Origin of the sequence: Paenarthrobacter sp. NyZ202 (assembly GCF_049860755.1) — a bacterium.
In the GTDB taxonomy this organism is placed as follows: Bacteria; Actinomycetota; Actinomycetes; order Actinomycetales; family Micrococcaceae; genus Arthrobacter.
Genome location: NZ_CP187556.1, coordinates 195930 through 207760, shown reverse-complemented (window position 1 = coordinate 207760; position 11831 = coordinate 195930). Strand labels below are relative to the sequence as shown.

The 11831-nt window shown below is 59.4% G+C and carries 12 protein-coding genes; 9 read left to right on the top strand and 3 right to left on the bottom strand.

Annotated elements, in window-relative coordinates; genetic code table 11:
* Positions 1 to 141: 141 nt before the first annotated feature.
* The 3 genes from ACPFL9_RS01015 to ACPFL9_RS01005 all read right to left on the bottom strand — a co-directional run bounded on the left by ACPFL9_RS01015 (position 142) and on the right by ACPFL9_RS01005 (position 4611).
* Entirely contained in the window at positions 142 to 939 is a 798-nt protein-coding gene (locus tag ACPFL9_RS01015; RefSeq protein WP_426005249.1) for a hypothetical protein, read from the bottom strand.
* 193 nt (positions 940 to 1132) lie between these two features.
* The gene (locus ACPFL9_RS01010) at positions 1133 to 3460 is read right to left on the bottom strand and encodes an ATP-binding protein (RefSeq protein WP_426005247.1); all 2328 of its coding nucleotides are present in this window, start codon (positions 3458 to 3460) and stop codon (positions 1133 to 1135) included.
* A 284-nt stretch (positions 3461 to 3744) separates the two neighbouring features.
* Positions 3745 to 4611, bottom strand: coding sequence for a GntR family transcriptional regulator (locus ACPFL9_RS01005; protein ID WP_426007464.1), 867 nt, complete (start codon positions 4609 to 4611; stop codon positions 3745 to 3747).
* A 226-nt stretch (positions 4612 to 4837) separates the two neighbouring features.
* Here ACPFL9_RS01005 and ACPFL9_RS01000 point away from each other — a divergent pair, with 226 nt between their 5' ends.
* The 9 genes from ACPFL9_RS01000 to ACPFL9_RS00960 all read left to right on the top strand — a co-directional run bounded on the left by ACPFL9_RS01000 (position 4838) and on the right by ACPFL9_RS00960 (position 11822).
* Positions 4838 to 5089, top strand: coding sequence for a hypothetical protein (locus tag ACPFL9_RS01000; RefSeq protein ID WP_426005246.1), 252 nt, complete (start codon positions 4838 to 4840; stop codon positions 5087 to 5089).
* Positions 5089 to 5934 carry a hypothetical protein gene (locus tag ACPFL9_RS00995; protein ID WP_426005245.1) on the top strand — a complete coding sequence of 282 codons (846 nt, stop codon included), beginning with the start codon at positions 5089 to 5091 and terminating at the stop codon, positions 5932 to 5934. The genes ACPFL9_RS01000 and ACPFL9_RS00995 overlap by 1 nt, the downstream gene beginning before the upstream one ends.
* Positions 5935 to 5999: 65 nt before the next feature.
* The gene (locus ACPFL9_RS00990; RefSeq protein WP_426005244.1) at positions 6000 to 7025 is read left to right on the top strand and encodes a dihydrodipicolinate synthase family protein; all 1026 of its coding nucleotides are present in this window, start codon (positions 6000 to 6002) and stop codon (positions 7023 to 7025) included.
* A gap of 40 nt (positions 7026 to 7065) precedes the next feature.
* A complete protein-coding gene (locus ACPFL9_RS00985; RefSeq protein WP_426005242.1) occupies positions 7066 to 8382 on the top strand; it encodes an aromatic ring-hydroxylating oxygenase subunit alpha in 1317 nt (438 codons plus the stop codon).
* Positions 8383 to 8384: 2 nt separating this feature from the next.
* Positions 8385 to 8903 (top strand): aromatic-ring-hydroxylating dioxygenase subunit beta, encoded by a 519-nt coding sequence (locus ACPFL9_RS00980; protein ID WP_426005241.1) that lies wholly within the window; start codon positions 8385 to 8387, stop codon positions 8901 to 8903.
* 12 nt (positions 8904 to 8915) lie between these two features.
* Positions 8916 to 9194 carry a hypothetical protein gene (locus ACPFL9_RS00975; RefSeq protein ID WP_426005240.1) on the top strand — a complete coding sequence of 93 codons (279 nt, stop codon included), beginning with the start codon at positions 8916 to 8918 and terminating at the stop codon, positions 9192 to 9194.
* Positions 9191 to 9973 (top strand): SDR family NAD(P)-dependent oxidoreductase, encoded by a 783-nt coding sequence (locus tag ACPFL9_RS00970; protein ID WP_426005238.1) that lies wholly within the window; start codon positions 9191 to 9193, stop codon positions 9971 to 9973. The genes ACPFL9_RS00975 and ACPFL9_RS00970 overlap by 4 nt, the downstream gene beginning before the upstream one ends.
* A 65-nt stretch (positions 9974 to 10038) precedes the next feature.
* Positions 10039 to 10623 carry an amino acid synthesis family protein gene (locus tag ACPFL9_RS00965; protein ID WP_426005237.1) on the top strand — a complete coding sequence of 195 codons (585 nt, stop codon included), beginning with the start codon at positions 10039 to 10041 and terminating at the stop codon, positions 10621 to 10623.
* A complete protein-coding gene (locus ACPFL9_RS00960; RefSeq protein ID WP_426005235.1) occupies positions 10620 to 11822 on the top strand; it encodes an amidohydrolase family protein in 1203 nt (400 codons plus the stop codon). Before ACPFL9_RS00965 ends, ACPFL9_RS00960 begins: the two co-directional genes overlap by 4 nt.
* The last annotated feature ends 9 nt before the right edge of the window (positions 11823 to 11831 follow it).

The following is an 11831-nucleotide window of genomic DNA, read 5'->3' as shown; positions in this document are numbered from 1 at the left end:
CCTGCGTTTCCGATGCTTATATCCAGCATCGGAAGCATTCGCTATGTCGTTGCGCAATGCTTCGAGTAGGCGTTGTGCCGGACTTTGTGGGGCGATTCCTTTCCAATTCGGCAGAGAGCAGACCCAGCGGGATCTGTGACGCTACAGTTTCCTCAAGGCTTCCTGCGTGGAAAGCGATCGGAAGGTTTGGATCCGTTTTAATTCGCCGGTTGCCCGCCTCTTGTCTCCGATGATGCGCCGGGTCTGTGCGGGTGTTTCATCCACGCGGCCTTTTAAGGTGCGGAGCCACTGCTGCAGGTCATTTTCGCTGCTCGGCCCGATCTGCATCGTTTCCACGAGTTCCTTTCCCGACAGTGGAGCGTAGCGGGCGAAGGTTTCCTCTGGGGCTAGTGCCCATGTGGACATTCGCTCCAGTTCTTCCGCTGACGACTCAATCTTCAGGTCATGCGAATCCACGGTCCCGCTGCTGCTGTAGGCCCAGGCGCTGGCGAGGTTCTCGAGAATTACAGACTCGTCGGTCCAGCCGTTCAGGGCGGTCCGTAGGAAGTCGGTGCCGTGGGATGGAACATCGGGCAGCACAAGACGGGTTATGGCGCGATCGTTAATGGCAGCCAGGAGGGCAGCAGGATCGTCTTCAACCAAAATCTCATGCCTGGGGGGCCACACGTCGAAACTGCTGTGGTCCCCATGCATGCGGCCGACGTGGAAGACGTAGATCTGGGGGTACTGCGCTGCTCGGGTCCTTCTTTCTGGTCGGGCCTCATAATGCAAAAGTGCTGCTAGTTGCATCAGCAGGCTGGCGCCGAGGGTTTCCCAGGCCTCACGGGTGACGATGCCAAGCCGGTCGCGTGCTGTCCAATCCGGGAGAACCTCATCTGTAGAGACGGGTTTGCCACGAACCGAGATAGTAAACATGTCCTTGCGGATATCGGTTGCCACATGCATTTCACCCAACTCCAATCATCTGGGAAAGCCCCCTGCGGCCGGTCCGCAGTGTGCAGGTGAGGTAAACAGTGGCACAAGACGGCAAAGGGGCGCGTCCGTATTTACACGGATCTAAACCCCGGGGACTCCAATTCAGCCGTAGGTGAGGAACACCCCTGTGCTCCGCGCACCTGGTGGTCCGGGTGTGTCATGACGTCGACGGGTCCGGATGCAAGCGCGCCCATACGGCCGCCATTTGGGCTCGGTTTTCAAGGCCAAACTTCGCCAGGATGTTCTCCACGTGAGTTTCTGCTGTTCGTGGTGAGATGGTTAGCTCCACGCCTATCTCGCGGTTGCTGAACCCTCGGCCCAGCAAGGCTGCGACTTCTTTCTCGCGGCGGGTGAGGCGGATTGAGGACTGGGTTTCCAGGCCAGGGACTTCATCCTGACCGGCCGCTTCGAGCAGAAGAAGGTCACTGGTGTCTGTCTGGAAACCTTCTGCGTAGGCGGAGTCGAAGGCTTGGTGCCCCACGGCGGCTCGGCATCGTTCAAGCGATTCCTGGCGTTGGGCGCCGATGTTGTAGAAGCCTGAAAAGTAGCTCCCCATGAACTTCCACAGACGATCGGCGCCACCAAACAGGAACGCCGCTCGGGTATTCCGCCCATTCTGTTGGGCACACCAAGCCAGAAGCTCGATGCAGTGGGCTAACAGCAGTTGGTCATAAACGTATCCGGCCACCTTCAGGGCCTGCTCACGGGCGCGGAGAGGTTCTTGTTGAATCCAGGCGTGGACCGCGAGGGAATATTCGATATACCCGCGCCACATGAAGTCATCGAAGTCCTCGCAGAGATTTAAACCGATCTTGCTCAGAGCTGCTACCTGTTCATCGTCACGGTCGAAAGCTGCCAGGAGCACAGCGACGCCGATCGCATCCATTGTGAAAATCTCCGCAGACGGTCCGGGGACCTGTTTGTAGGCATGAATGGCTTTGTCGAGGAGCTCACGGGCCGTGGCAAGCCTGCCGTATCCTGCCTCTATTACTCCGGAGACCTGATAAGATAGGCCGCGGTTCAATGGGTCCTGCGTCGGCGGCTGGCTGCTGGCTGCCAGTTCAAGGAGTTTCTCAGCCGACCGCAATTTGCTTTGCAGTGCGCATAGATAGGCATGCATGCAGAGCGCATGCTCTCGTTCGCGGGTGTGAAAACCAGTGTTATTCGAGGCCAGAACGCTGCTTAGAGTGGAACGTCCTTCAGAGAGCTGGCCTACAGCAAACCAAAAGTACCAAAGTCCCGATGCCATGCGCAGGCTGCTGGCACTGGTTGCTGGGTCGAGCAAGCCAAAGTTGATTGCCGAGAGGATGTTGGGGTACTCGAGACGCAAACGCTCCAAACGTTTCTGCTCACTAGTTTCAGGACCATGGGCGCTGAGGCGATTGAACGAGGATTCATAGTGGGCAAGATGTCGGATCCGCAGCTGCTGGCTCTCACCAAAATCCTCGGACTTCAACTCGCCATAATCTCGGATGAGGCGCAGCAGACGGTACCTCGCTTCATCCCCGACGTTATCGACAACAACCACTGACTGGTCCACCAATGAAGCCAACTGGTCCAAGAGTCTTGTCGGCGCCAATGGTGGCTGCCCGCAGACGGCCTCGACAGCCTGCAGATCAAACGTATTCTCAAAGACAGTCAGACGCGACCAAAGCAACTTCTCGTCGTCGCTGCACAGCTCGTAGCTTCCAGCTGTCAGGGTCCGAAGCGTTCTGTGTCGGGGATCAGTAGTTCCGGTCCCTGCCTGGGGGAAATCCGGGTGGCCTTCCATCCGCTGCATAATCTGCTCTATAGACAGCGCCCTGGTCCACGCCGCCGCTAGTTCTATGGCCAACGGCAGCCCGTCAAGCCTGTTGCATAGTTGGGCAAGCGAGGAAGCCTGTCCTTCAGTCACCGTGAAGTCAGGCCGGACGAGTCGGGCACGGGCAAGAAAGAGCTTGCCCGATTCAGAGCCCAGAACATCGGAGAGTCGAACGTTCGGTGTGCTGGTATCGGGTAAGGAGAGCGGAGTGAGGCTCACCAGCTGGCCCCCTGCTACGTGCAGGGCCCGCCGGCTGGTTGCCAGAATCCTGCTTGGAGTAGCCGAGGCGACTAGGTCTTGAAGGAACAGCAGGCACCCAGAGTCCAGAGCGTCGCAGCTATCCAAGACGATCAGAGCTTCGATCTCTTGTAAATAGTCACGTAGCAGGTCCGGCGAAACCTGTCCGCTGTCACGCATTCCGAGCGCACCGGCGATGCGGGCACAAAGCTCTCCGGAGCCGGTGACTCGAGCAAGGTCTGCGAAGAAGAAGCCATCCGGAAAAGCGTCCGCCACCTTGGCCGCAACGCTTGAAACAAGACGCGTTTTTCCTACTCCACCTGGCCCGACCAAGATAACAAAGCGACTGAGTTCAATTGCCGTTTTGAGCGTCGATTGCTCCACTTCTCGGCCTACGAAGGTCGTCACATACTTTGGTAGTTGTGCCATCAGGGGCTGAGTAGTCATTGGCAATCCCTTCTCATAACACCGTCTGCACCGCGAGTGCCCCCGATTTGAAGAGGCACCGCTTGAGGGCCGCCCGGATGTAGCCGGCTCAGTGCAGCCTCTCCTTGCCCTATTTAAGAGACCCGCGTGGGTCACGTCATAAAATGCTCATCCGGTTGTCGCGATGGAGGAATTTTCTGCACAGTTCAGGCTGGTGAAGAGTATTTGCCCACGACCCTGAACTGCTTGCAGTTCTAGTCCCGCAACACGACGGAACACTCTCATCTCCGTCTGCCGCTACACGATCACGGGCCCAGCTCCTGGGCGGCCAGTACCGGTAGTGTTGCCGCGGCGGAAGCCCGGACGTGTTCAATACACGCCAGTCGAGCTTGGCTTGGGTCCCCGGCAAGAACGGCATCCACGATTCGTTGGAGGGCCTCGATCGTGGGCTTGGCTCGATCCCTCATGGATAGGGAGACCCGGCGAATCTGGTGGATGCGCACATGCAGACGATTAACTGCATCGTGCAGTTCTGTATTTGCGGCACCCGCCAACAAGTACTCGTAAAAGGCATCGCTTGAAATCAGGGCTGCCGATATGTCGGCCTCTTCAATGGCTCTTCGAACGGGCTCCAAGGACTCTGCAAACAACTTCTTCGCTGATGATGATCCGCGGACCGCGAAAAGCTCGCCTGCCAAGCCCTCAAGCACGGCGCGAACCTCGTAGATATCTGCAGCGCCTGCGTAATCCAGTTCCCGCACCCGGGCTCCCCTGTTTTCAGTGAGAACAACAATTCGTTCCGCGGCAAGATGCCGAAGCGCATCACGGACGGCGGTGCGCCCCACCCCGTACTTTGCGGCCAGTTCCCGTTCGACGAGTTTGGTGCCAGGAACGAGCTCGCCGTCGGCTATGGCCCGCCTCAACACCTCTGGGAGATCCCGGAGGTCCTCCATGGCCTTACTCATCTGTACAAGCGACATTTCGATGCACTCCTGGCTCCTGACCTGTTCTTCTGCTCCGAGCATTGCAGATCTCGGGAGAACTTGGTAGGGGTAGGCCATCTTTTTGTCGACAAAAAGAAACAATATCTGTCCGTCCTCGTTGGCTGGAGAAGCCCCTTCGCAAGCGAAACGGACAGTGTTGATGGGCCTGATTTCCGGGGGGAATACCATCAAGCCCACGCTCCCCATGTGAGGTCACAGTAAGGAATCCGGAAAAATACGTGGAATTACGGAGTTTTTTTGTCGACATTTCATCCTAAGCTGGCTCCACTGCTCGACGAGGTGCAGACCTGGCCCAGATCCCTGCACTCTTCGGATTGCACTGAGCGTCTCTCGACCGATCGGGAGCATCACCAGCGCAGCAGAGAGCACCAAACGAGGAATGGAGGACCCCCGGTTGTACAACTTGCACAAGTTGCTATGGGACATCCGCAGAGATCCCACGCTCGCAGAGAAGTTCCGCAACGATCCACAACCAATTCTCGACGAGTACGGGGTTGAAGGCGAGGCCCGGACGGCAATGTTGGAGCTTGATTTCAGGAAGCTCCACAAGATCGGAGCGAACCCCTATCTGATCTACTTCTGCGCCATCCAACTGGCTGTTGACCGTGCCGCCTATTACGCACAGATCCGTGAGGAGGAGAACTGATGGGCAAGATCGTAGGAGCATTCGCAGCATCACACTCCCCTGGAGTGACCGGCTGGCCGGAACGGGCCGAGCCGCACAAAAGGGAAGCAATTGAAGGGGCCTTCGCTGAGGCCCGCCGACGGATCGAAGCCTTGGAACCTGACGCAATTATCGCCATTTCCGTGGAGCACTTCACCAACTTCAATTTCGGCAACCTGCCGGCGTTCGCCATAGCCACGGCGGACTCCTATCTGGGGCCAGTAACCGAGGAAATGAGCAAATTTCTTCAGGTTGAACAGCACCAGTATCCCGGAAACGGAAAACTCGGCCGCCACATCTACGAGTTCGCGATTTCAAGCGAGTTTGATCCGTCCCTTGTCGAGGGTGGTCTGGATTTCGATGAGAACTTCTGTGTTCCGTTCAAGCACCTCGACCCCGATTCGAAGTACCCGCTCGTTCCCATCATCGTCAACGGTGTAAACCCGCCCTGGCCCACCGCGAAGCGCAGCTACGAGTTTGGCGAGATGCTGCGTCGGGCCGTCGAAGCTCAGGACGCAGTCGAACGCGTCGTGGTCGTCGGCACCGGTGGCCTCTCCCACTGGGTGGGGTTGCCCGAAGCGGGACAGGTAAACGAGGAGTTCGATCGCGACTTCATTACCCGCATCGAGAGCGGCGATCCAGAACAGCTTAAAAGCTATTCGCCGAAGGAAATCGACGCAGCTGGCAATGGGGCCCATGAAGTCCGTACATGGATTGCGGCCGCTGGCGCCATCGGGGCGCCCTTCGAGGTACTCGCTTACGAGCCCGTTCCTGAGTGGCTGACAGGAACCGCTGTTGCCGCAGCAACACCGGGCTTGAAGCTCTAGATCCCACCCCTAAACAGGCTCTGCACCCTGCGGAAGCCAAGCATTATCAAGGAGAAAACAACAACATGAGCAAACTTCCCAAAGTCACCGGTCGCGATATGCGTGGCGTCATGTCCTACCCGCCCACGCCTGCTCTGCCCGGCGCGGACCAGGTGGAGGCACAGAACACCGTGGATCTGGCCGAGACCGAGCGCATGATCCGCCAGCTCATCACCGATGGCGTAGACGCTATCGCGTTGAACGGCACCCTCGGTGAAATGGCCACGCTGACTCTTGACGAATGGAAGGCTTACGCTGAATGCGCAGTTCAGACGGCGCACTCAGTCAATCCTGACTTCCCGATTTTCGTTGGCTCCACCACCTTGAGCACCCGCGAAACGATCTCACGCATGCGGTTCCTTTCGGACCTGGGCGCAACCGGCACACTCCTGGGCCGCCCGATGTGGGGCGAGATGGTTGCCCCTGTGATGGAGAAGTTCTACCGCGATGTTGCAGAAGCCGTCCCTGACCAGGCGATCGTGGTCTATGACAACACAGCTGCATTCGGTGGCATCATCCCCCGTTCGGTGTACCGCACTCTCGTGGAGCTTCCCCAGGTAGTGGCCGTCAAGTATGCCGGCGGCGCCTCAGTCGGCTTCCGGTACCACAACGACATGGCCCACACTGGCGACAAGTTCCCGCTGATGCCGATCGAAACGGATTGGTTCCCGGCATGGGAGATGTACGGCGAAGAACTGGTTGGCATGGCATGGTCCTCCACCACAGCTATGGGACCGGACCCGGTCCTTCACCTGCGCGACGCGCTCCAGCAAGGCCGGACAGAAGACGCCCGCTGGCTCACCGAGCGGCTGCGCTGGGCCCACGAGCCCTTCATTGTCGGACAGGACTTCTTCGAATTCGCCAAGTACAACATCCCGCTGGAAAAGATCCGCGTCAACAAGGCCGGTTACATCAACGTAGGCCAGAGCCGCGTGCCTTACACCGAGGACCTCGTACCCCAGAAGCACTGGGACACAACCGCAGAGCACGTCGAGCGCTACAAGAAGATCAGCGCAGAAATCGACGCGCGACTCGGATCCCGCCAGAAGTAGAAGTCACGGAATAGACAGAGGAATCAGCGAGGTCATCAACATGACAACGGAGTCGGTAAACCCAGACACGGATGCCCATCTGCGCCAGATCCGGGAAGGGATCAAGCAGGGGCGCTTTCCGGCCCATGTCTTCAACGATCAGCAGATTTTCGACCTGGAGCAGGAACGGCTGTTCGGACAGGCATGGACCTTCCTGGCCCATGAATCGGAAATCCCGAAACCGGGTGACTATGTCACCCGCTACATCGGGAACAACAATCTGATCGTTGCCCGCGACGAGCACGGAGAGATCCACGCCAATCTCAATATGTGCCGTCACCGGGGCAACATGATGTGCAAGTCGGAGATGGGCAATGCCTCCCACTTCCGTTGCTCATACCACGGCTGGGTGTACAAGAACTCCGGTGAGCTTATCGGAGTTCCGTACATGGCCGAGGGTTATGAAGGCCGGCTGAAGAGGAAGGACTGGAGCCTGGTGGGGGCCCGTGTGGACAGTTACGCGGGTCTGGTGTTCGGAACGTTCAATCAGGACGCCCCAACACTGGAAGAGTACCTTGGCGGGTTCCAGTTCTACCTCGACCTCTATCTCAAGCAAGGTTTGGCCGGCAGTGAAGTGCACGGCCCACCGGATCACTGGATCACCGAAACCGACTGGAAAATTGCGGCGGAGAACTTCGCAGGGGACGGATACCACACCCCCGTCGCTCACCAGTTCGGCTTCAACCTGGGCTATTTCCCCTCATCCGGGGCTACACACAGCCAAGGATGGGCCGCCAGCATCCCCGGCAAGGGACACGGAATCGGGCTCGGACACACACCTGGACTTACCCCCTTCGCAGGCTTCCCGGATGACCTGACTGAAGAGATGCGGCGCAGCCTATCTCCTGAGCAGGTGGAAGTGTTCAGCAACACCCGCACAGCGGTTGGCACAGTGTTTCCGAACCTGTCCTTCCTTATGCAGCCCTTCAGCCTGACACCCGGTGAAACTGGTGTGCGGTTCGTGACCATGCGGTTGTACCATCCCATCGGCCCGGGAAAGACCGAAATGTACTCCTGGTGCCTGGTCCCCAAGGACGCCTCCGATGAGTACAAGGAAGCTGCCTACCAGGCATATACGCTCGCGTTCGCGCAGGCAGGGACCTTCGAACAGGACGACCTCGAGAACTGGGCACGCGTGACCCGCATGGCCAAGTCGTCGGCCGTGCGCGGCATCGAATTCCCCTACATGATGGGCATCGAGAGCACACAGGATCCGGAATTCCCCGGCCCTGGCCACGTCGTCAAGCCATACGTCAACGATTCCAACTTCCGGAACCTATGGACCCGGTGGGCAGATTACCTGCTGGGAGAGGCCTGATCATGACCATTCTCAGCACCGTTGATCGGGCCGTTCAAGAAGACATCCGGGAATTCATGTCCCGGGAGGCGCTGGCCCTAGACGAACGCCGATTCCGCGACTGGCTCGAATTCCTAGCCGAAGACATCACCTATGACGTACCTCTGCGTGTTGTTCGCGAAGGACTGGCCGAATGGGAGCTCTCTCCCAACGGCCGGATTTTTCAAGACAACAAGCAAACCCTCGAAGTTCGGGTGCGTCGACTCGAAACCGACTTTGCCTGGGCAGAACAGCCACCGTCGCGTACTCGTCACTTCGTGACAAACGTGCTCGTGGACGCCGGCGAGCGGGACGACGAATACGAAGTCAGTTCCTACTGCCTCATATACCGCAGCCGCGGCGACAGTATCGAACCGAACCTCGTATCGGTGTTCCGAAAGGATCTTGTCCGCAAAACTGCACACGGATTCGAGATCGCCCGACGCTGGGCAGCCATTGACCAAGCAGTCATCAACGCCCACAACCTGTCCATCTTCATCTAAAAGGAATCAATCATGTCCGAATCGACAGCAAGCCCACAGGCGGAAAACCCGGACACCGGCGAAGTTCTTGAAGTCCCGAAGGATGGAGGCAACAGCGGTCCCATCGTCATTGCCAACGAATTCGCTGATGTCGTTGTCCGCAAAGTCGATACGCGCAACGGCGTCCGGCTTGAAATATGGTCCCCCCGGCGTGGCACCTGCGTGCGCTATGACGCCGTAGCCCTTGATGTCCTGAGCTACCAGGAACCAGAGTTCATCACCAAACTGCTGAGCAGGACTCCCGGAGCATGAGCGGGACACTCTCCGGACAGCACATCCTGGTCACCGGCGGAGGGTCCGGAATCGCCCGGGCCGCCGCCGAACGCTATCACCGCGAGGGCGCCAAGGTCACCGTGCTTAACCGCTCCGCAGCGGGCGCCGAAGCGGTCGCCGAAGCCTCCGGCGGGGCCATTCAGGCCCTAGTTGGAGACGCGACCGATCCCGAAGTCCTTCAGGGTGCCATCACTGCGGCAGCCGACGCAGAGGGACGACTACACAACATCACATGCGGCGTCGGAGTATTCGACAACTACGCAAAAGTCAACAAGCTATCCCCAGAGGAGCTAATCACCGCTGCCGACGAGATCTGGCGGGTCAACGTGCGATCCACATTGCTCGCAGTTAACCTCGCGGTCCCCGCGCTACGGGCCGCGGGCGGATCAGTCACCCTCACACTCTCCGAATCCGCGTTCAACGCCATCGGAGGGGGCGTGCTCTACGGCAGCTCCAAGTGGGCACTGCGCGGAATAGTTGATCACCTGGCCGCCGAGCTGGCCCCCGACATCCGAGTCAACGGCGTCGCCCCGGGAGGCACCGGAGGCACCCGCTTCGGCGGACTGACTTCGCTCGACCAAACCATGACAGCTGATCGCGTGGAAGGTCGCGACGAGAGGATCGCCGCGTCCACCCTGCTCGGGTTTACCGCCACTCCTGAAGACCACAGCGGCGCCTACCGCTTCCTGGCCGACCCCGTCGATGCCCGCGTGGTTACCGGCGTGGTGATCCGAACAGACGGCGGACGACGCCTCTAAAGCCCCCAAATACACAAACCCGGAACTGGTACGCCGCTGTACCGAAACCAGAATGAGGAACACAAATGGTTGAGAAGCCCATCGAAATCCGCAAGACCTTCGCCCAGGTCGAAGAAATCCGTACCTCCGCCGGAAAAAGCGACAACGCCGGCCCGCTACGTAAAGTCGCCGTCTGCGCCGTGATCACCAACCCCTACGCCGGAAAAGGCTTCGTCGAGGACCTCTCAGCCCTGGTCGAAGCATCCCAGGAGATCGGCACTTTGCTGGGCAAAGAAGCGGTCGGGCTTCTCGGTGCCCCCGTTGAAAGCTACGGCAAAGCAGGCCTCGTAGGAAGCGCAGGGGAACAAGAACACATCAACGCCGCACTCACTTCCGTTTTCGGAGATGCCTTCCGTGAGGCCATCGGCGGTGGTGCAGCCTGGATCACATCAGTGACCAAACCCGCCGCCGCAGGTACCGTCATCGACGTGCCAACGGCTTTCAAGGACGAAGTCTGGGTCCGGTCGCACTACGACGCCATGGAAGTACGGGTGCCGGATGCTCCCCACCCCGACGAACTGGTCGTCATCGCTGCCGTGACAAACCGAGGACGGCTGAACGCACGCGTTGGCGGCATGTCCATCGCAGAGGCGAAGGAGAAGGGGCTGTGACAGGATCGATCGCTGTCGTCGGAGCAGGCACTATCCTCTCCGGAGACTGGCAGTCACCCATCATTAAGGACGCCGATACCGTCATCACCAGGGACGGGATCATCACCGCTGTTGGCCGAAAGCAGGATCTGCTGGCCGAAATTGACGCCTCGTCCCATGTCATAGACGCCCAGGGCACCACACTAGCTCCCGGGCTCATCGACTCTCATTGCCACGTCGTGCTCGGGGACTACACACCCCGACAGAAAACCGTGGACTTCCTCGCAAGCTACGTCCACGGCGGGATCACCAGCGTGGTGTCCCCGGGCGAAATCCACGCACCCGGCAGGCCCCACACCGCCTCTGGAGTCAAAGCTCTCGCTATTGCCGCAAAAGAGTGCTTCGACAACTTCCACCCCAATGGAATGACCGTCCACGCCGGCGCCGTTGTCCTCGAACCGACCTTGCAGGAAAAGGACTTCGCCGACCTGCAGGAGGCCGGGGTTCACTTGGCAAAATTCGGTTTCGGGCGCTACATGGATCCTGCCGATGGCGTGGACCAGGTCCGATGGGCCAAAGAACACGGGATCACCGTGATGTGCCACTCCGGAGGCGCGAGCATCCCGGGCAGTAAGCCGATCACCCCAAAGCATCTCCTCCTTTTGGCCCCGCACGTCTGTGGCCATGTCAACGGTGGGCCAACCTCACTAGATGAGGCCGGCGTGGACCTCATCATGGACGAGACGGACATGGCTTTGCAGCTCGTGCAGGCTGGTAACCTGCGCTCTGCAGTGCGGATTATTAACCGTGCTGCTGACAGGGGCATGTTCGAGCGGGTGGTCATAGGCTCGGACACCCCCACCGGTACCGGCGTCATGCCCCTCGGTGTAATGAAGACCGTAGCCGAGCTGTCATCGCTCTCCGACGTTGACCCGGCCCTCGTATGGGCGGCTGCCACGGGCAACAACGCCCGCGTATGGGATCTGCCGGCAGGTTTCATCGCCCCCGGTCGTGCCGCCGACCTCGTGGTACTCGACGCTCCTTGGGGATCAACCCGCGACGATGCCCTCGGCGCGCTGTCCGTAGGAGACATCCCAGGCATTTCAGCAGTCATCACCGGTGGAGTTGTCCGTACTCTCCGCAGCCGGAACACACCACAAGCCGCACGCGCGGCCGAGGTCACACCACGCATCGAGCACCTCGAAGCCTCAGGCCACTGAGAAATCGAG